Raw genomic sequence first — 18,529 nt, forward strand, 5'->3', positions numbered from 1 at the left:
GGACTTCTGTAGTTTCTTCTTGCACGAATCCGAGTCGCTGCTTTTATCGTACCAAACTTCCCCGACTCTGTGGGAGCTGCAACCCGCTTTTCCGGCAGGAGAACGGGAGCTTGCTGGGGATGGCCGGAGCGATGCAGAATGCTGCAGTCCCAGGTTGATGGCGGGCTGTTTCTGCAGCCTGATGGTGGAATATGCCGCAAAAGGAACGCCGAACAAGGAAGTAACACTCGGAATTACCAAGTATTACTTCCTCAAAGAGCACGTATTACCGGGGCTCGGTCGAGCTCGGCGCATCTGCCGATGAAGAAGGCCGGAACTGGAAGCGGTCCAAATCCACCTTCCCGTCCTCATCCACCTCTACGCCCTCATGCTGCAGCTGCATGATCTGCTCGAAGCGCGATTCCTCCTCCTGAACCGCCACCTCGCCCTTGGCGTTGATCACCCGATGCCACGGCAGCTTGTGGGCGCGGCTGGACGAATGCAGAATGCGTACGACCTGCCGCGCCGCTCTCGGGCTGCCCGCCATTCCGGCGATCTGGCCGTAAGTCATGACGCATCCTGCCGGTATGCTCCGAATGATGTCAATCACTTGTCTAGTAAACGGCTGCATCAGTCACCTCCACCCACACTGCTTGCAATACGCTCCAGCAGCCGGCTGCCGTAGACGCCTTCCAGCTCCAGCTCCAGCTCCGGCATGTGGATGTATCCGATATAGCAATCGCAGACGTTCATCCGGCATGCTCTTTTCTGCGACAAGCCGTTCAGGCCGTCGCGGTACAGATGGCCGAGCACGCCGCGGTCCTTGTAGCAGCGCTTAACCAGCCCCGGACCCTGTACATAGAACACATCGTATCCAGATCGGCACGACCGGCCTAAGCTTTCATAGTCGACGGCGTTCCGGTCGAAATGCCGGTCGATGGCCCGCAGCGCGTCCTTGTCCGCCTCCGAATAATAGTTGCGTTTATCCTTGAACGCGTTGACCCACATGTACACATCATCCGGAAGCTGCTTGCGCAAAGACGCCAGCGCGCCGAAGGCGCTTTTGACCCCAACCGAGCCTACGCTGAACGGCACTCCCCGGCTATGGAGCGCCATGCATTGGCCGAGAAACGCTTCCTCGCTGACTTGACCGGGATGGTATGTCACCCAAAAAGCCGCCTTGCGCGCGTCCAGCTGCTCTACCCAGTCCAGCCGGGCCGACAGATTGGTCTGAATCGCTACCTTGTCGACATGCTCCATGCTCGACAGCTCGATCATTGCCTCCCGGTACCATCGATGAATGAGTCCTTCGCCGTATGGGTTGAAAAAGACGGAGAGCCGGTGCCCTTCCGCATGCTGCTTGCCGGCCCAGACGACGAAATCTCGCACCTGCTGGCGGTCGACGGCGAGCGTATCGGCGCTGTCCTTCGTTTTGCTGAACGGGCAATACGGGCAATCATAATTGCAGGACGACAGACTGCCTCGGTAATAGACGGTGGCATTCATGCGAAGTCGTATCCCTCCATCAGCTCGCGCACCCCGGGCGAAATCAGCTCGTCCCCGATGGCGTCCGAATAAGCGAGCCCCTCCGCCGTCAGCTTGACCACGCCTTGCTCCAATACGGCTAAACCTCCGTCCAGCAGCCAGCGCAATTCCGGCACGTCGTCCAGCGCTGCGCTTGATGGGAAACGCTCCGCATAATCGGACAACGTCAGCCCTTCGCTATGCAAAATGGCCTTGATGACAAACCGCCGCCGCTGCTCCTCCTCGTTCAAGACATAACCGTAGTCGGCCAGATCGTGGCGCTCCGCGGCCACAAAGTCGGCGATAATCCCGGCCGTAGCCGAGCGGCTGACCGCATAGCGGGATGCATAATGAACGCCCCGCGTATAAGAGCGCGCCCCGCAGCCCAAGCCGACCATCCCTTCCTCTTGGCAGCCGTAGGGCAGTATGCGTTTGGCGTCGTCCGATGCGGCCGAAGGCTTGGAAAACCGGCGCATCGAATGCTGCTCGTAACCGGCCGCGAGCAGACGGTCCCGGGCCGCGATATAGCAGTCCATCCGGATATCTGTCCCCCCTGCTCGCACCCTCTCCGGCTTCAGAATCGTCTGCTCCCTCGTATAGAGCGGGTACAGGAAAATTTCTTCCGGCTCGTACGCCAGCGTCCTTTCCACCGAATACAGCCACGACTGCACCGTCTGACCGGGCAAGCCGTAGATCAGATCGAGATTCAGTATCGAGAACGGATCGCGCTTGAGCAGCTCCAGCGCCCGCTCCGCCTCATGCGGCTTCTGCGGACGATAGATAGCGGCCGCTTCCGCCTCGATGAAGCTTTGGATGCCCATGCTGACGCGGTCAACCTGCCGCTCGCGCAAAATGCCGAGCCGCTCCGGCGTCACCGTCTCCGGAGACGTCTCCACCGATATCGACGCCCGCGTCGGATCGAGTCCCATCGTCCGTTCGGCGATGACGAACAGCCGGTCCAGCAGCGCCGGCTCCAGCAAAGTCGGCGTCCCTCCCCCGATCGCGAAGCGGGCGAACGGCTTGCGGCCCACATGGGGAGCCCATTGCCGGGCTTGCCGGTCCAAGGCGTCGACGTATTCGAGATGGACGTCGCTCCGCTTGTCCGGCAGCGTGAATAAATTGCAAAACCCGCAGCGGGCTCCGCAAAAAGGGATATGCATGTACAAAAATAGCGTTTCCGCCGGCTCGTCCTTCCACAGCTCCTCCAGCGTCATCGGGGCGGCGAAGCGGCGATAAGCCGTTTTATGCGGGTAAGCGTACAAATAAGCGCGATAAGGATCGGCGCGCAGACGCTCGCTCCAACTGACAGCGTCCGATGGTTGACCGATCGGAGCATGACTCATCCCCGTTCACATCCTTTCTGGAAAGCTTACAAAACAAACTCGCGGTACGGCACCGTCCACACCGCTTCATGAGCGAGCCGGTGCCCTTCGTAGCCGTCTTCGCCGTAGCACGTTCCATGATCGGAAAAGGCCAGGCAAAACACCGGGCGTTCCCGCTCCCGCAAGGCTGCAAACAAGCGGCCCAGCTGCCCGTCGACGTAACGCAAAGCCGCCCGCTGCGTTTCCACCGAATCGTGCCGGGCGCCTTCTACATAGTAATGATTCGGACCGTGTATCGCCGACACGTTGAGAAACAAAAACAGACGCTCCTGCCGGTCTGTCCGATCCAGCAGCTTGAGCGCATGGTTCACCTGGTGCTCCGTTGACTGCGGATTCGTCACCCCGAAGGTCATCCGCCAATAGCTTTGTTGGAAATAGCCGGGCAGCACGCGAGCCAGCGGCACTTTTTTGGTGAAAAAGATCACGCCGCCGATGCAGATCGTCCGGTATCCTTCCGCCTGCAAGCCGGACACGATATCCGGCGTATCGAACAGCCACGTGTGGGGATGCGTCTTCAAGCCGGTGTTCCGGGAGTGAAACAGCCGTATGTGACCGGACTTGTCGGTTGTCGCCGGCGTAGGCAGAAAGCCGCCGAAAAACGCGTGATGCGCCGCATACGTGAAGCTGCCCGGCGTATGCCGCTTCTCCCAATGTCCGTCCCCGCACAAGTTCGGGCAGTTGGCTTCCTCCAGCACGGCCGCATCGTAGCGGAGCGTATCGAGCGTAATCATCAAGATGTCGTGGGTTCCGACGATGGCGTTCATATCCGGCATGCCGGCTCCCCCTTTTCCGTTATTCATTCATGCAGGCGGACCGGAAGGCTCCCGCTACGGCCAGCAATCGCCAAGCCGTTTCATTTCCCATGTATACGTATCACAGCCCTCGTGCTGCACGCGGTACAGCAGATCGCCGAACGGATTGACGTCGATCACGTAAGGACGCAGCGTGCCGCGGGCGACGATCACGTCCACGCCGGCGACCGCCGATGCCGGGAATGCGGCAACCGCTTCGACGGCGGAGCGCCTGACGGCATCCACCGTCTCCGGCGGCAAAGCTAGCGCCTCGACATCCAGCCGTTCGCTGCGCAGATGCAAATTCGTCATCGGCGTCCGACTGGCGCGGGCGACGCCGTGGCAAGCCTCTCCGGCCACGACGAGCTGGCGGATATCGAAGCCGCGATCCCCGTAGGCCGCCTTGGCCATCCATTGCTCGACGTGAGCGCCATGGCGGAGCAGCCAGTTGACGATTGTGCGGATATCCGCCCTCTCCGTATACCGGCGCGGTTTCATCGCATTATAAAAGACCGGCGGCCTGGATAGGAACCGCTCCACCCCGACCGTCGTCACCGCCACCTCGGAGCCGGTCACCGGGTTGAGCTGATACGCGACAACCCCGCACGCGCCGGAGCCGGCGGCAAGCTTCACGAATACGCGGTGCAGCCGGAGGCGAAGCATCGTCTCGCGCAGCGCCTCGTAATCCGGCAATCCGTCCGGCTCGGCGAGCAGACGCGGCACCGAAACGCCGGCAGCCTTCAGCACCCGGTGCGTCCGTCTTTTATCGAACATGCCGATAATGTCTCCCGGCGCGTTCAGCCAGCGGCCGTGCGGCCAATGCTCCTCCGCCTCCCGCTCCAGACGGGCCAGCAAGCGCCCGAAGCCGCGGAACCATTGGGACGGATGATACAACCTTCCGTTCTGTTCCGTCAGCGAAAGCGCCGTCTTCGCCATCCACGGCTCGGGGTCCGGCCGGTGGCCGAACGGCAGCAGCCGGTCGCTGTCGCGGCCGGCGTTCCGATCCGGAGCGCCAAGCGCGATTAACTCCCGCTCGACCGCAAAATGCTCGCCCGGCGCATCCAATCTCAGCAGCGGCGGCGGGTCATCGCTGTCCGCCCCCCAAGCTTCATCCGCCGCTTCCGCGAGCGTCAGACGGCCCTGCAGCAGCTCCAGATAAGGTACGATCACCGCCGGAGCAAGGCCCAGCGCGGCTCTTGCCTGCTGAATCCCCTCCGTGCGCCGGTTTCCCGGATTGCCGATCACGATCAGCCGTCTCATTCTACTCTGTCAGCGACGGGTAGCGATAGTCGTCGTCTACACTCTGCTGCTCGCTCGTGTCGACGTTCAGCCCGGTTTGCTTCCAACGCTCCACCGTTTCGTCGGACATATAGTGATAGCTGAGGTTCAGATATTGCAGCTTGCGCACTTTATCGCTTGCTAGCAGCGCCTCCGCGCCCTGATCAGACAGCGTCCCCATCGACAAATCGAGCGTATGCAGCTGGTCCAAAATCGGCGCGTTCGCCAAGGCGCTAGCAATCTCGTCTTGAATCTCGCTATCTTTCAAGCCCAAGTAGGTCAGCTCGGGAAATTTCCCCGGCTCCGTCAGCGGCAGAACGTCCTCCAAACCGCCGTCAAATCCGTAATTGTCTACGCCCAGATAAAGCTCCAGCTTTTGGAGCTTCGGAAACGAGCCGTTGCCGATGCTGTGCAGCACCTCTTTACCAAGCCCTCCGCAAATAATAACAAGCTCCTCCAGCTTGGCGTGGACGGCTGGCTCCAGCTTCAAACCGCTGCTGCCTTTGATCGTTAGTGATTGCAGCTCCGGAAATGCCTCCAGCACCGGGGCAATGTTGCTCTGCATGATCCAGGACACTTCGCATTCCTCGTAATCCATATCGCCGATAAACAGCTTGCGCAGCTTCGGAAACCGCTCCTTCGAGGCTACCAGCGTCTCCACGATAGATGTCGAGTCGTTCTCGTAGGAACCGCCCCAGTCGCCGATCGTCAAACTTGTCAGCTCCGCCGCCTCCGGCCCGTCCGCCAGCTTCTCCAGCAGCTCGGCCATTTTCACGCCTTCCTCATATTGATCGTAATCGATTGCCAGCTTTATTTCCGTCATTCCTTTGCCCTCCCCGGCCGGTATCCATATGACTGCCATTCTATCCATAACTATACCCGATCCCCGCAATTTGCCGCAAACTCCGATGTACCCAAATATGCCGGAACGCCCAAAAGCCGGCGCTCAAGCACCGGCTTCTCTCATGATAAGGCTCTCCAGCCTCAGGCAGGAGGTTTTGCTCTGTTTTATTCCGAATAAAAAGCGGTTCGCAGCGCCCGGCTCACCAAGGCAGGCACTACCGAAACGTGACCCTCGCCCTCGAATTCCTTGTACGTCGCTTTTATGCCGCTCCCGGACAAACTGTCCAGCCGCTCGACGAGCTCTCGCGCGTTATCGTTGTTGCGCGCGGCATGCGACTTCTCCAGCTCTCCAAAACCGATCAGCAAATCGATGGCTCTGGGCTCCTGCTGCAGCCGGTCTGCGAACTTGCGCTCCGCCTCTCTCAGAAACGGCTTGCACCAATGAATCGATGCACTGCCGGCTATGTAATGCCGGAACGCTTCCGGCTTCGCAAACAGCGCGTGCAAAACGAAGAGCCCGCCCAGCGAATGGCCGAAAATCGCCTGCCTGCTCCGGTCGATAGCAAACTCCCGCTCGATGTCCGGCTTCAGCTCTTCCTCGATAAAGCGCAGGAACGCGTCCGCTCCTCCTTGTGCGGGCAGCTCCGTGCCGTCCGGTCTGCGGCTGTAGGCCTCAGTCGTTACCGGCGTATAATCGTAATAGCGGCTATCGTCGAACGGAGCGTCCGTCTCGTAGCCGATGCCGACAATTACGGCCGGCGTCACCCCTGTCTTGTCCGGCCGACGCCCCTGCAGGCGCACTGCCTCCACCGCCGTACCGAAGGCGGAGTTGGCGTCTAGCAAGTATAAGACCGGGTAGCCCTCGACCGGTGCGGCTTCCGCCGGCTTGTACACCATAATCCGGTATTTGCGGTTCTCGACGCGCGAATGCACGGTCCATTGTCCGGTATACGGAAGCTGCACGCCTTCCCGCTCCGGCCGCCTCCCTTCATTTCCATGCTGTCCGTTGATGTCGACTGCCATGTTTTCATCCTCTCTCTCCCTACTCTGAATAGACTGTCGCAGGTCGGGCGACATCGGTTACTTCGCAATCAGCCTGACCGTATCGTCGATAATTTTCTCATAGGCGATCAGACCGCTGCCGAGCCAATGCTTATCGCTCACCTCGTATACCTGTCCCTGCTTTACGGCAGACAGACCATTCCAGATTGGGCTTCCCATCATCTCCTTCATTCTCTCGGTCCCCTGCCCGTAGGCGTTAATGACGAAGATGTAGTCGGCATCGATTTGCGGCAGCACTTCCAGGGAGACGGTCGCGCTGTTCTCCTTCTCGACGAGCTTCGTTTTCGCTATACCCAGATGCTGATGCACCACATAGCCGCAGAAATAATTAGCCCCCATCAAGCTGACGCCTTTGGCCGCAAAACGCAGGATCGCGACCTTCTTGCCGGCTGTCGCCCGCTCCAGCTTCTCTTTGGCTTCCTTCACCTTCTGCTCGTAGGCCTTTAGCGCCCGGTCCGCCTCAGACGATTTGCCAAGCAGCTCTCCTAATGTGACAAGCGACTTCTCGATTTCCCCGGACGCATTGTTAAATACGTAAGTCGGCGCGATCTTCGAATAATTTTCATAAAGACCGTTGGCGGCATATGTCGCCGTATGCAAAATAATCAGATCGGGGCTGTAGCTCAGCAGCACTTCCGGCGAGGGCAGCCCGCCCGACAAGTCCAGCTTCGGAACATCCTTCAGCTCGTCCTGCAAATAATCGTGCCCCAACGCTCCGTTGGACCATTGCGCTACAGGCTTCATCCCCAGCTTGAGCAAGGAATCTTCCAAATACGGGGCGAAAATACGCTTAGGCGCAGCCGGCAATTTGATTTCGTGGCCAAGCTCGTCCTTTACGGTGCGCTCCAAGGTTGGAGCATTGCCCTTCTCCGCGACAGCTCCTCCGGCGGACGCAGCGGGGCTTGGATTGCCAGGAAGCTCTTCGCGGTTCCCGTTATTGGCGCCACAGGCGGTAAGCAAGCTTCCGATGAGCACCATGCTCAGCCAGATGGCCGTATGTTTTTTTGCAGAAGACCCAGCCCTTCGGATAGGGTACAGCATAATCGTTCTCCTCCTGTGATAACAATTCTCATTGAGAACGATTATAAATCATGTCGCGCAGAAGCCGCCATGGACATTACTCGGGTATGCATTTGGACATTTCCCCGTAAACAAGAGCAGCGCCTCGTCCAGCATGCGCATGATCGATACAGGGGAATACTCGAACCAGGGGTCCGAAGGGATCGGATACACGTAACCGTCCGCAACCGCCTTCAGCCGTCTCCACGCCGCCGAATGCTGCAGAGCTAACCAATGCGCGCGAGACGAGGCTTCGGGGCAAACGACGAGCAGAATGCGGTCGGGTTCGAGCTGGGCCAACTGCGCCAGTGTGAGCGGCTGCTTATGCGACGGTCCTCTTCCGCAAGCCGGCCTAAGCCGCAAGTCCTCGTAAAGCACGTCGTCCAGACCGCGGTTCCAATACAGAAAGAGATCGGGGCCGTAAATACGCAAAACGAGAACGGAACTGTTGCCAAGCGCAGCGCTCGTCTGCTCGCGGACATCCCGGACCTTGCAGTCATAGCGGTCTATCCACCGATCCGCTGCCTCGATTCGATTCAGAAAAAGGGCTATCGAGCGAAGCTGCTCCCTCCAGCCGTTGCCTTTGGTGGACACGAAGAAGGCCGGCGCTATATGCGTCATCTTGCTTTTCTCCGCCGGGTGCAGCCGGTCCGTACCGATAATCGCGTCGGGACGAAGCTGCGTCAGCAGATCCGCGTTTTCCTCGAATGTTCCTTCCGTATACGGGGCGGTCAGCTTCAGATGGTATTTGATCAGCGTCCGGTACCCGTTGTAATAATAGAACGTCCATTTCGGATCCAGCGGCGCGGCTTCCGGCAAAACGTCCAGAGCAAGCAAATGCCCGATGACCGAAGAAGAACAAACGGCCACTCGTTTCCGGTAATTTCTGGCGAATTCCGAAGGCGATACGCCGACCTCCTTCTTGAACTTTCGGCTAAAATAAAACTCGTCGCTATACCCGACTTTAACGGCGATATCCCGCAGTCGCTCGTCCGACTCGGCCAAATATCGCTTGGCCCGGTTAATCCGCAAATCGGTCAAATAATCAAGGGCGCTTCGCCCGTACGTTTTCTTAAACAGCTCGACAAAATAACCGGGACTGAGATTCGCCATTTGCGCAAGCGAAGCTACAGAGATGGGCTCGGAATAATGCCGGTCCATATAGGTCCGAATTTCCGCCAACCTCTCCTTGGGTCTTCCGTCCGGTTCGAACGATTGCATGAGAACCCTCCTTTTCGACAATGACTCCATCACAAATGATAATCATTATCAATATAAAGGTATCATATGCCCTATCGGCGGTCAATGAAGCAGCCTCGGCTCATTGCTTCCGAACAAAATTAGTCCGTTTCTGCAGCGCTTTGTTGTCCCGATCGCTTCCGGTGGATAACCCCCCAGTCGTACATACAGTTGAAAATCGGCTCGAGCGTCTTGCCGTAATCGGTCATGACGTATTCAACTCGCGGAGGCGTTTCCGGGTAAACCTTGCGTTCGATCAACCCGTCCTGCTCCAGCTCCTTGAGCTGCTGGGTCAGCATCTTCTGGGACACCCCGGGTATTAAACGGCGAAGCTCGTTGTACCGCCTCGCTCCTTCCTCCAAGTGCCAAAGGATCAGCATTTTCCACCTTCCCCCGATGGCCTGAATCGTAGCGGACACATGAATATAGCAATCAATATCTTCCTCGTTATAGGCCGGGTCCGTTCGCAGCTCGTCCAGAAACATGCGTATTCTCTCCTTCCGCGGCATTCGATTGCTCTTATCGTATCACGGAACCGCAGTCCGATACATTTCTTACCCGAAAGTAACTATCCGAATAAATAGTGCCTTCTTGCAGAAGCTACCTAACAGCCTATACAGTAGAGAAAACGTTCTAAGGAGAGGATCTTGATGGGGAAAACATTCGCGGACAAAGTGGTGCTCGTGACGGGTGCCTCGAGAGGAATCGGACGCACGATCGCCGAGCAGTTTGCGGACAACGGGGCGAAAGTCGCCATTAATTATAACAGCAGCAGCAGCGCGGCCGATGAAGTCGTCTCCCGGATCCGGCAAAACGGCGGAGAGGCAATAGCGGTTCAAGCCGACATCAGCCGGGTCGGCGATGTGCGCAAGCTGTTCGAAGCCGTCCTCCAGGCTTACGGCCGGATCGATATTTTGGTGAACAACGCCGGCGTTATGATGACTAAGCCGATCGAAGCGTTTACCGAAGAAGATTTCGACCGACTCTTCGACAGCAACGTCAAGGGCACGTTCTTCGCTTGCCAGCAAGCCGTCCTTCACATGTCACCTGGCGGACGCATCATTAACTTTTCCACATCCGTAGCCGGCTCGATGTTTCCTCAATATAGCTTGTACGCGGGTACGAAAGGCGCGGTCGAGCAAATTACCCGGCAGTTGGCCAGAGAACTGGGTCCCAAGGGTATACTGATCAATGCCATAGCTCCCGGACCGATCAACACCGAATTGTTTACGCAAGGGAAATCCGCAGCCCAGATCGACGCGATCAAAAATATGAACGCCTTCGGCCGCTTGGGCGAGACGGAGGATATTGCCGGCACGGTGCTGTTCCTGGCCAGCGAGGGAGCGCAATGGATTACCGGGCAGACGATTCGGGTCAATGGCGGCTTCGTGTGACAGAACTTCGAGCGACTATACCATGAAAAAACAAAACCGGCGCCTAATGGGCCGGTTTTTGCGCATTCAATCAAGAGCGGGGTTATTTTGACTTAAGGCGGATGAACATGGACCTTTCACCGCTGCCGCTACAGCGAAGAGGAGCGGCGTTTGCCGCGCACGGCGCCGGCCCGATCCTTCAGCACCCGTTCGGCGGCGACGGATGGACGCCAACGGTCATCTTCGTCCTCCCACTCGGCGTATTCGTCGAGGTGGGTATCGATCGCTATGATTCGCTCGTCGCTATTCTCCATAACCCTCCCCCGCTCCTACTCGCCTTGGTTTTGTCTTACCCAGCGTGAAATCCAAGCTGTATCCTTTAGCGTATGCCAGGCAGGTCCTTTTCGCGCCGCGTGAAAGCAAAGATGAGCTTCCGTCGGTCAGTGTCGTGTCGCCTCAGGGCACTCATCCGAAGCCAAACGCCCAGGCCCATACGGTTCTAAAAGCCCATCGTCTTTACGGTTATCGTCTTCTCGCTTCCCTCGGCTTGGCCGGCTTCCGCGATGCAGCCTGGGCCGGGACGGCCTCCGCCTTTGCCGCTGCAGGCACGCTTTGCATCGGGTAGGGGTGGTCCTTCACTTTAGGAATCGTCTTCTTGATCAGCTTCTCGATATCTTTCAAATACGGCAGCTCTTCTTCCTCGCAGAACGAAATGGCAATTCCGCTCATTCCCGCTCGACCGGTACGGCCAATCCGGTGAACGTACGTTTCCGGAATGTTCGGCAGGTTGAAGTTGACGACATGCGACAATTCCTCGATATCGATGCCTCTGGCGGCAATGTCCGTCGCGACCAGCACGCGCGTCGTTCCGCTCTTGAAATTGTTCAAGGCCGCTTGACGGGCATTCTGCGACTTGTCTCCATGAATCGCTTGAGCGGCGATCTTCGCTTTCGTCAGCCCGCGCGCCACGCGATCGGCTCCATGTTTCGTCCGGGTGAACACCAACGCCGACACGATCGACGGGTCCTGCAGCAGATGGTTCAGCAGAGCCAGCTTGTTTTCCTTGTTTACCAAATAAACCGATTGCTCGATCCGATCCACAGTCGAAGACACCGGCGTAATCTCCACTTTCACCGGGTCCTTGAGCAGCGTCTGAACGAGCTTGGAGATTTCCGGCGGCATCGTCGCCGAGAAGAACAACGTTTGCCGGGACGTCGGCAGTTTGGCAATGATCTTCTTCATATCGTTGATGAAGCCCATATCGAGCATTCGGTCGGCTTCGTCGAGTACGAGAATTTGGACGTGGCGCAAATCGACGAGATTCTGATTCATCAGATCGATGAGCCGCCCCGGCGTGGCAATGACAATATCCGCGCCCTGCTCCAGCCAGCGCTCCTGCTCCTTTTGCGATACGCCGCCTACAATCGCGATATTGCGCAGATTCGTGAATTGGCCGTACGCCTTCATGTTGTCCGAGATTTGCAGAGCCAGCTCGCGGGTCGGCGTCAAAATCAACGAGCGAATGCGCCGTTTCGAGCCGTTAACCGCCTGCTGCTGGCTTAACCGCTGAATAATCGGCAGCGAAAAGGCCGCCGTCTTGCCGGTTCCCGTCTGTGCGCAGCCGAACAAATCCCGGCCTTCCAGCACCGGCGGAATAGCCTGCTCCTGAATCGGTGTCGGAGCCGTATAGTTTTCCTTGCTCAGCGCCTTTAGAATGGGGGGGATCAATTTCAAGTCCTCGAATGTCATGGGGTCTCCTTTAAAGTGAAAAGCATATATTGGGTCCAAGTGGGCTGGCAACGATTCATCGCAAACCTTCCTATAAGTCATATCATATCTGGTTGTGCAGATCAATGCCGATCGAATCATCGCCGTAATACTCCACCTAGAGGGGAGCAGGTTCCGATGGCGAATAAGTCTCTTTCCGACGGTTCTAAGGAGAGGTTAGTCGTATTTCCACTGCAGCTGACCTTTTCTCATCTTGGCGATGTACATGATTTGTCCCGTATGGTTATGGACTTCCCTCACCATTTGGATCATCAGGTTGAGCACGGTCGTTTGATTGTTTACCGCACTGTGGGTCAGCGAAGCCTTGTCCAGATAAGGCTGAGTCAGCAGCAGCGCAGGCTGACCCTTTAGGTGCTCCAAGTACTGGATCACGATATCGAACGCTTCGCCGCTCAGGTTCGTGGCCTGCTCATTGGACAAATATAGTCCCCTCTCAAATTCGCTCTGCCGGTCTCTGATATCCGGCACTCCCTTGAAAATCGTCTCGATCCGTTGATGTACGGTTCCTCTGATGTGCGCGATCAAATTCGCGATACTGTTGCTCTCCGGAGTCGGCGCCCACACGATATCTTCATCGCTCAACTGCCCGAGGGCCTGAAGCACCCATTTCTTCTCTGCTCTAAACTTGCCCAGCATGCTGTCCAGAAGCAAAAGGGACACATCCATAGCGCACGACCCTTTCTATTTCCGCTTTTTGCAAAAAGTATAGCAAACATACGTTCTTATGTATATGGGAACATAAGAAACAAAAGCGCCTCCTCCGACGCAGCGGGAAGGCGCTTTATTATCAGTCTTTCAACTTCACAATCATTTCGATCTCGACTGGCGTATGGAAGGGCAGTTCCGACGTGCCGATTGCGGAACGGGCGTGACGGCCGTTCTCGCCAAACACTGCTTCGAGCAGCTCCGACGCTCCGTTAATGACATACGGCTGATCGGCGAAACCTTCCGCACTGTTGACGAACGCCAATAGCTTGACGATGCGGTCGATACGGTCAAGATCCCCCAGATGCTCCTGCAGGACGGAAAGCAGATTGATCATCGTCTGGCGAGAAGCCTCCTGCCCCTGCTCAATGGTCAGCTCTTTGCCCAGCTTCCCCTTATACATGAGCGTGCCGTTCACCCGGCAGTCGTTGCCCGAAGTGTAGACCAAGTTGTTAACCGTTACGGCCGACACATACCGGGCAGCCGTTGGCGGCGGTTCCGGCAGTTCAATCCCCAAAGCTTTCAAACGTTCGACAATGATACCCATTACTCCAAAATCCTCCCCAGTCCTATTAGTCTTCTTTATCGCAGCTGGCGATTAAGCCCCGTGATGCCCAGACCAGGGACCGAAGGAAGCCGGATGCGGCTCCCCTCGTACACTGCCCCGCCGCAAACCGCATCATATACGGTCATCAAAGGCGCATCGAAATCGATTCGGGTGACGTTGCGCTTCGCTGCGGCAAAATGCGATGCGGCCGTTATCGCAATTCTCGACTCCACCATACTGCCCATCATACACTCGACGCCGCAAGACTCGGCGATCCGGTTGATCGTGTCCGCACGGGAGATCCCGCCCGACTTCATCAGCTTAATATTGAACAGGTCGACCGCACGGTGATTGAGCAGTTCTAAAGCATCGGCCGGACTGAACAGGCTCTCGTCCGCCATGATCGGCGTATCTACCGCATCCGTCACCTGCTTCATGCCGACGAAGTCCCGAGCCTGAACCGGCTGCTCGACCAATTCAATATCGAACCCGGCATCTTCCATCGCGCGAATGGCGCGAATCGCGGATTTCGCCTCCCATCCCTGGTTGGCGTCGATTCTCAGCTTGATATCCGGTCCGATCCGCTCCCGGATGGAACGAACGCGCTGCAGATCGGTCGATATATCGTCAAGACCGACTTTGATTTTCAGAACGGAGAAGCCGCTTTGCACATAGCCGGCCGCATCGTCCGCCATCTCCGCGGGGTCGTTGACGCTGACGGTATAATCGGTCTCGATCTCGCTGCGGTAACCGCCGAGCAGCCGGTAAAGCGGTAGCGAACAGCTTTGGGCGATCAGATCGTAAAGCGCCATATCGATCGCGGCTTTCCCGCTCGTATTGTTGACCGCAGACCGCTGGAGCAGGGCGAATAGCCGCTCTGCATCCAGCGGGTCCTGACCGATCAGCCGGGGGCGGACAAGCTGGATAAACGCTTCGATGCTTTCCAAGCTATCGCCCGTAATGGCGACGGTCGGCGGGGCTTCGCCCCAACCGACCTTGCCGTCGTCGCATACGATGCGCACGATGACCGAATGCGCCGTGTCAACCGTCCTGAGCGCGGTTTTGAACGGTTTTTTCAGAGGAACGCTCAGCCGTTCCGTTTCAATATCCGCGATATGCATGACAATCTCCTTATCGCCGTTCTGCCGCCTTCGCGGCAAGAAGCGCGAGGTTGTGAAATATGGCCCGAGCCCGCTTGATCGCCGGGTTGTCCCGGGTCGGATGAACGCGATTGGTCAGCAGAATGGCGAACACATCCTGCTCCGGGTCCATCCACAGGCTCGTTCCCGTAAAACCGGTATGGCCGTACGAGCTTGGCGAGAACAGCTCTCCCGCCGGAGAATGCTCCTCGTCCTTCCCCTGCCAGCCGAGTCCCCGCGCCAGCTTCAGCTTCGGGGTATGGTTGCGGGTCATCAGCCGGACCGTCTCCGGCTTCAGCCACTCGGTCCGGCGGCCCTGGCCGGCCTGGAGCATCGCCTGGCAGAGGAGGCTCATATCGTCCACGGTGCTGAATAAGCCGGCATGACCGGCGATACCGCCGAGCACGACGGCATTCTCATCGTGCACCTCCCCCCGCACAAGGCGGCCCCTCCACGGGCAGTATTCCGTCGCGGCGATGCGCGGCAGCAGCTGCTCCGGCGGATTGAACCGCGTTTCCTCCATACCGAGCGGCCCGAATACCGTCTCCTGCAAAATGTCGTCCAGTCGCTTACCGGCAATGGCTTCCAAGATGCAGCCCAGTATCATATAGCCTTGCGACGTATATTCCACGTCCGTTCCCGGCGCATACCGCAGCGGCAGCGCCCGGACGGCGGCCATCAACTCGTCCTTGACCGGGGCCGTCTTGTAAAGCGGCTGCTGTCCGGGGATGCCGCCGGAATGCGTCAACAGCTGGCGCAGCGTAATATTCGCTTTGTCCGTATCCGTATAATCCGGCAAAAAGTCGGCGATTGTCTCGTCCAGAGAAAGCTCTCCCCGTTCCAAATACGTCATGAACGGAAGCATCGCAATCGGCTTCGTCACGCTTGCCAAATCCCAGATACTGTCCAGTCGCGCTTCTTCTCCATCCCAGCTAAGCGTGCCGACCGCGCCGCGGGCGATAACGCCCGCCGAATCGCCGACTGCATAGACAGCGCCAGAGAAGACGCGACGGTCCCGGCATTGCCGCAAAAACGTTTCTATAGGATTCATTTACCGTCACCTGCCTAGAAATTGACGGGCTATGCGCTCATAGATCCGCACGGCCTGTTCGACTTGGGCAATCTCCACAAATTCGTCAGGCGCATGCGCCTGGTCAAGGCTGCCCGGACCGATAATAACGGTCGGGATATTGGCGATCGTCACCAGCTTGCTCATATCGCAGCCGGCGCGGAAGCCTTGGGGCGATTGCTCCTTCCCGGTAACATGCGAGACGGCTTCGAGCGCCGTATCTACAATGCGCGCCGTCGAGGGCGTTTCGGAAGGAATCGTGCCGACAACTTGCTCGATCGGGTCGAGCGACAGTTCGGGAACGTTTCGCTTCAACTCGGCCATAATCGCTTCCAGCTCGTCGTCGGCCTTCGCATGCGTTTCTCCCGGTATGAGACGACGATCGATAATCATCTCCGCCGCACCCGGTATCGTATTCTGGCGCGTTCCGCCGCTGATGATCGTTACCGCCGCGCTGGCCGCCCCGAGCAGCGGATGAGGATCGAGCGACAGCCGCTCGTTCAGCTTCTCGTATTCGAGGATGAACCGGGACGCATGCACGATCGCATTAATCCCCAGCTCCGGCCTGCCCGAGTGGGCGGCGCGACCGCGAAATCGCAGGCGCCGCATATATGTTCCTTTATGCGCAGAAGCCACTTCCAGTCCGGTCGGTTCGCCCACTACCGCTCCATCGGCCTGAATGCCCTTCTGAACGAGGTGAAGCGATCCGATGCCGCCCGCCTCCTCGCCCATGACCGCCGTCAGCACCAGCTTGCCGCTTACCCCTTCGGGGTTGGCGGCGACCTGTTCCAGCGCCGCCATCATGCTGACTAGACTCCCTTTCGCATCGCACGCCCCTACGCCGTACAGCTTGCCTTCGCTAATTCGCGGCTCGAAGGGCGGACTCGCCCATACTTGCCCGGCGGGGTTGTTCACATCCATGTGCGAATTGAATACAAGGCAAGGTCCGGGACCGAAGTCCAGCGTAATGATGACATTGTCCTTGCCCGGCTCTACGGTTTGCCGCTCCACCCGCGCTCCGAACGAGACGCCCCACTCCTCCAGCCAGTCGGCGACAACCGCCACTTCCCCGGGCGGGTTTGGCGTAGGCCTCGACATACAAGCGATAAGCGCCTCTATGACGCGGCTGTTCTGTTGCTCAGTCATCCGGTAATACCTCCGAGAGTCTCTTATTTAAAAGAAGCGGTATACATTTTCATCAGACCGACCGGATTCGGCGTCCAGTCGACATTCGTCCGCATGCCGTACAAACCGTTGATTTGATAAAGGAAAATATAAGGCGCCTCTTCCTTCAGAATCGATTGCAGCTTGGAGAAAGCGGCTTGGCGCTTCTGCGGGTCGATGGTCAGCTCCTCTTCGTCGATCAGCTTGTCCACTTCGGCATTTACCCAGTTATTGTAACGTCTGTCACTCTTCAGGTACGACTGGAAATTGCTCAAAGCATCCATCGTCCAGCCGGTATTGCCGATATAGTACATCGGAGCAACCTTTTTGGCCGTAATATTGGAGACCAGGGTTGTATTATCCATCAGGTTGATATTCACCTTCACGCCGATCTGTTCCAACTGCGCGGCAATGACCTGCACGCTGTTCGCATCCGGCGTAGCGGCATCGAGCTGGATCGAGAAGCCTTGCGGATAACCGGCATCCGCCAGCATTTGCTTCGCCTTTTGTACATTGTACTCAAACGGTTTGACGCTTGCATCGTAGCCAAAGTTTTGCTTGGGCACCATCGTCGACACGCGTTCAGCATGTCCGCCCATGACGGTCTTGATCATGGTGTCGACATCGACGGCCATGTTGAGCGCCTGGCGCACTTCTTTTTTGGCAAGCGGGCCTTGCGTCGTATTGAGCGAGATATAGAACGTACGGATTCCCGGGGACGATACGATATTGATGCCGGACTGACCCTTCAGCTGGTCGGCGACTTCGGATTTGATGCCTGCCGCGATATCGATCTCTCCTGTGCGCAGCGCCGCAGCCATGTTGGATGGGTTCGGAATGATTTTGAAAGTCAGCTTGCTTAATTTGGCGGCTCCCTGCCAGTAGTCGGCGTTCGCTTCCATCGAGATTTGGCTGTCCTTTTGCCACGAAATGAATTTAAACGGGCCGGTCCCGACCGGACTTTTCGCGAAGTTATCGTCGCCCTTCTCTTTAATATATTGCGGGGGAACCATAACGCCGCCGAACAACGTCATCTTGTTGGGCAGGATAGGGTCCGGACCGTTGGTAATAAACCGGACGGTAGTCGGGTTCACCACGACGACTTCCTTGACCGTCTTCAGCTCGACGATCGGCGACTTCGTATCCGGATTGTTCAGACGGTCGATACTGAACTTGACCGCGTCGGCGTTGAACGGCTCGCCGTTATGAAATTTGACTCCTTCGCGCAGCTTGAACTCCCATGTAGTGTCGTCCACGCTTTTCCATTCCGTCGCGAGCGCCGGAGCCAGCTTGTTGTCCTTGTCGCGGGCGACGAGCGTATCGAACATATTGATCAGAATGTTCATGTCCGGCATTTTGCCTTGCTTTTGCGGATCGAGCGTACCGGCATCGAGCTCCTGACCGACCGTCAACGTAGTTTTGGCTGTCGACGGGGTTTGCGCACCGCCTTCCTTGCCTTCGGTCGTACCGCCCGCCTTGGAGCACCCGACCAACATCATCACGACACACATCGCAACAAGCATAGCTTTCAACTTCACAAGAAAACCCTCCCCAAGAATATTGGTTTGTTACAGCACGGCTACATCC

19 protein-coding genes are annotated in these 18,529 nt (G+C 57.7%); 1 reads left to right on the forward strand and 18 read right to left on the reverse strand.

Going from position 1 to position 18,529, the window contains the following annotated elements; genetic code table 11:
- Positions 1-265: 265 nt before the first annotated feature.
- The 10 genes from ABD796_RS27185 to ABD796_RS27230 form a co-directional block, all read right to left on the reverse strand.
- The gene (locus ABD796_RS27185) at positions 266-610 is read right to left on the reverse strand and encodes an MGMT family protein (RefSeq protein WP_344914230.1); all 345 of its coding nucleotides are present in this window, start codon (positions 608-610) and stop codon (positions 266-268) included.
- Positions 610-1,485, reverse strand: coding sequence for an STM4011 family radical SAM protein (locus tag ABD796_RS27190; RefSeq protein WP_344914232.1), 876 nt, complete (start codon positions 1,483-1,485; stop codon positions 610-612). The genes ABD796_RS27185 and ABD796_RS27190 overlap by 1 nt, the downstream gene beginning before the upstream one ends.
- Positions 1,482-2,846 carry an STM4012 family radical SAM protein gene (locus ABD796_RS27195; RefSeq protein ID WP_344914234.1) on the reverse strand — a complete coding sequence of 455 codons (1,365 nt, stop codon included), beginning with the start codon at positions 2,844-2,846 and terminating at the stop codon, positions 1,482-1,484. The genes ABD796_RS27190 and ABD796_RS27195 overlap by 4 nt, the downstream gene beginning before the upstream one ends.
- A 26-nt stretch (positions 2,847-2,872) precedes the next feature.
- On the reverse strand, positions 2,873-3,658 hold the full coding sequence (locus tag ABD796_RS27200) for an STM4013/SEN3800 family hydrolase (protein WP_344914236.1): 786 nt from the start codon (positions 3,656-3,658) through the stop codon (positions 2,873-2,875).
- Positions 3,659-3,712: 54 nt separating this feature from the next.
- Positions 3,713-4,936: an STM4014 family protein gene (locus ABD796_RS27205; RefSeq protein WP_344914238.1), complete on the reverse strand. Its 1,224-nt coding sequence runs from the start codon at positions 4,934-4,936 to the stop codon at positions 3,713-3,715.
- A gap of 1 nt (position 4,937) precedes the next feature.
- Positions 4,938-5,777, reverse strand: coding sequence for an STM4015 family protein (locus ABD796_RS27210; RefSeq protein ID WP_344914240.1), 840 nt, complete (start codon positions 5,775-5,777; stop codon positions 4,938-4,940).
- Between the two features lie 185 nt (positions 5,778-5,962).
- The gene (locus ABD796_RS27215; RefSeq protein ID WP_344914242.1) at positions 5,963-6,820 is read right to left on the reverse strand and encodes an alpha/beta hydrolase; all 858 of its coding nucleotides are present in this window, start codon (positions 6,818-6,820) and stop codon (positions 5,963-5,965) included.
- 57 nt (positions 6,821-6,877) lie between these two features.
- Positions 6,878-7,900, reverse strand: coding sequence for an ABC transporter substrate-binding protein (locus ABD796_RS27220; protein ID WP_344914244.1), 1,023 nt, complete (start codon positions 7,898-7,900; stop codon positions 6,878-6,880).
- A 48-nt stretch (positions 7,901-7,948) separates the two neighbouring features.
- Positions 7,949-9,139, reverse strand: coding sequence for a helix-turn-helix domain-containing protein (locus ABD796_RS27225; protein ID WP_344914246.1), 1,191 nt, complete (start codon positions 9,137-9,139; stop codon positions 7,949-7,951).
- A 119-nt stretch (positions 9,140-9,258) separates the two neighbouring features.
- Positions 9,259-9,642, reverse strand: a complete 384-nt coding sequence (locus tag ABD796_RS27230) for a winged helix-turn-helix transcriptional regulator (RefSeq protein WP_344914249.1) — start codon at positions 9,640-9,642, stop codon at positions 9,259-9,261.
- Positions 9,643-9,807: 165 nt separating this feature from the next.
- Here ABD796_RS27230 and ABD796_RS27235 point away from each other — a divergent pair, with 165 nt between their 5' ends.
- Positions 9,808-10,551 (forward strand): SDR family oxidoreductase, encoded by a 744-nt coding sequence (locus tag ABD796_RS27235; RefSeq protein WP_344914251.1) that lies wholly within the window; start codon positions 9,808-9,810, stop codon positions 10,549-10,551.
- Between the two features lie 128 nt (positions 10,552-10,679).
- Here the strand turns inward: ABD796_RS27235 and ABD796_RS27240 are convergent, their stop codons facing one another.
- The 8 genes from ABD796_RS27240 to ABD796_RS27275 form a co-directional block, all read right to left on the reverse strand.
- Positions 10,680-10,844, reverse strand: coding sequence for a hypothetical protein (locus tag ABD796_RS27240; protein ID WP_344914253.1), 165 nt, complete (start codon positions 10,842-10,844; stop codon positions 10,680-10,682).
- A 208-nt stretch (positions 10,845-11,052) separates the two neighbouring features.
- Positions 11,053-12,279 (reverse strand): DEAD/DEAH box helicase, encoded by a 1,227-nt coding sequence (locus ABD796_RS27245; RefSeq protein WP_344914256.1) that lies wholly within the window; start codon positions 12,277-12,279, stop codon positions 11,053-11,055.
- 195 nt (positions 12,280-12,474) lie between these two features.
- The gene (locus tag ABD796_RS27250; RefSeq protein ID WP_344914258.1) at positions 12,475-12,984 is read right to left on the reverse strand and encodes a DUF1572 family protein; all 510 of its coding nucleotides are present in this window, start codon (positions 12,982-12,984) and stop codon (positions 12,475-12,477) included.
- Between the two features lie 121 nt (positions 12,985-13,105).
- Positions 13,106-13,570, reverse strand: coding sequence for a RidA family protein (locus ABD796_RS27255; protein WP_344914260.1), 465 nt, complete (start codon positions 13,568-13,570; stop codon positions 13,106-13,108).
- Positions 13,571-13,605: 35 nt separating this feature from the next.
- On the reverse strand, positions 13,606-14,691 hold the full coding sequence (locus ABD796_RS27260) for a mandelate racemase/muconate lactonizing enzyme family protein (RefSeq protein ID WP_344914262.1): 1,086 nt from the start codon (positions 14,689-14,691) through the stop codon (positions 13,606-13,608).
- A gap of 10 nt (positions 14,692-14,701) precedes the next feature.
- On the reverse strand, positions 14,702-15,760 hold the full coding sequence (locus ABD796_RS27265) for a serine hydrolase domain-containing protein (protein WP_344914264.1): 1,059 nt from the start codon (positions 15,758-15,760) through the stop codon (positions 14,702-14,704).
- Between the two features lie 6 nt (positions 15,761-15,766).
- The gene (locus tag ABD796_RS27270; RefSeq protein WP_344914266.1) at positions 15,767-16,924 is read right to left on the reverse strand and encodes a M20 family metallopeptidase; all 1,158 of its coding nucleotides are present in this window, start codon (positions 16,922-16,924) and stop codon (positions 15,767-15,769) included.
- 23 nt (positions 16,925-16,947) lie between these two features.
- Entirely contained in the window at positions 16,948-18,480 is a 1,533-nt protein-coding gene (locus ABD796_RS27275; RefSeq protein WP_344914268.1) for an ABC transporter substrate-binding protein, read from the reverse strand.
- Positions 18,481-18,529: the final 49 nt, after the last annotated feature.

Source organism: Paenibacillus hodogayensis, assembly GCF_039536325.1.
GTDB classification, from domain to species: Bacteria; Bacillota; Bacilli; order Paenibacillales; family NBRC-103111; genus Paenibacillus_AB; species Paenibacillus_AB hodogayensis.

What these genes read in the sequence shown, in the direction of transcription:
- ABD796_RS27185 (WP_344914230.1), bottom strand. Translation starts at nt 610, where the DNA reads ATGCAGCCGTTTACTAGACAAGTGATTGACATCATTCGGAGCATACCG.
- ABD796_RS27190 (WP_344914232.1), bottom strand. Translation starts at nt 1,485, where the DNA reads ATGAATGCCACCGTCTATTACCGAGGCAGTCTGTCGTCCTGCAATTAT.
- ABD796_RS27195 (WP_344914234.1), bottom strand. Translation starts at nt 2,846, where the DNA reads ATGAGTCATGCTCCGATCGGTCAACCATCGGACGCTGTCAGTTGGAGC.
- ABD796_RS27200 (WP_344914236.1), bottom strand. Translation starts at nt 3,658, where the DNA reads ATGCCGGATATGAACGCCATCGTCGGAACCCACGACATCTTGATGATT.
- ABD796_RS27205 (WP_344914238.1), bottom strand. Translation starts at nt 4,936, where the DNA reads ATGAGACGGCTGATCGTGATCGGCAATCCGGGAAACCGGCGCACGGAG.
- ABD796_RS27210 (WP_344914240.1), bottom strand. Translation starts at nt 5,777, where the DNA reads ATGACGGAAATAAAGCTGGCAATCGATTACGATCAATATGAGGAAGGC.
- ABD796_RS27215 (WP_344914242.1), bottom strand. Translation starts at nt 6,820, where the DNA reads ATGGCAGTCGACATCAACGGACAGCATGGAAATGAAGGGAGGCGGCCG.
- ABD796_RS27220 (WP_344914244.1), bottom strand. Translation starts at nt 7,900, where the DNA reads ATGCTGTACCCTATCCGAAGGGCTGGGTCTTCTGCAAAAAAACATACG.
- ABD796_RS27225 (WP_344914246.1), bottom strand. Translation starts at nt 9,139, where the DNA reads ATGCAATCGTTCGAACCGGACGGAAGACCCAAGGAGAGGTTGGCGGAA.
- ABD796_RS27230 (WP_344914249.1), bottom strand. Translation starts at nt 9,642, where the DNA reads ATGTTTCTGGACGAGCTGCGAACGGACCCGGCCTATAACGAGGAAGAT.
- ABD796_RS27235 (WP_344914251.1), top strand. Translation starts at nt 9,808, where the DNA reads ATGGGGAAAACATTCGCGGACAAAGTGGTGCTCGTGACGGGTGCCTCG.
- ABD796_RS27240 (WP_344914253.1), bottom strand. Translation starts at nt 10,844, where the DNA reads ATGGAGAATAGCGACGAGCGAATCATAGCGATCGATACCCACCTCGAC.
- ABD796_RS27245 (WP_344914256.1), bottom strand. Translation starts at nt 12,279, where the DNA reads ATGACATTCGAGGACTTGAAATTGATCCCCCCCATTCTAAAGGCGCTG.
- ABD796_RS27250 (WP_344914258.1), bottom strand. Translation starts at nt 12,984, where the DNA reads ATGGATGTGTCCCTTTTGCTTCTGGACAGCATGCTGGGCAAGTTTAGA.
- ABD796_RS27255 (WP_344914260.1), bottom strand. Translation starts at nt 13,570, where the DNA reads ATGGGTATCATTGTCGAACGTTTGAAAGCTTTGGGGATTGAACTGCCG.
- ABD796_RS27260 (WP_344914262.1), bottom strand. Translation starts at nt 14,691, where the DNA reads ATGCATATCGCGGATATTGAAACGGAACGGCTGAGCGTTCCTCTGAAA.
- ABD796_RS27265 (WP_344914264.1), bottom strand. Translation starts at nt 15,760, where the DNA reads ATGAATCCTATAGAAACGTTTTTGCGGCAATGCCGGGACCGTCGCGTC.
- ABD796_RS27270 (WP_344914266.1), bottom strand. Translation starts at nt 16,924, where the DNA reads ATGACTGAGCAACAGAACAGCCGCGTCATAGAGGCGCTTATCGCTTGT.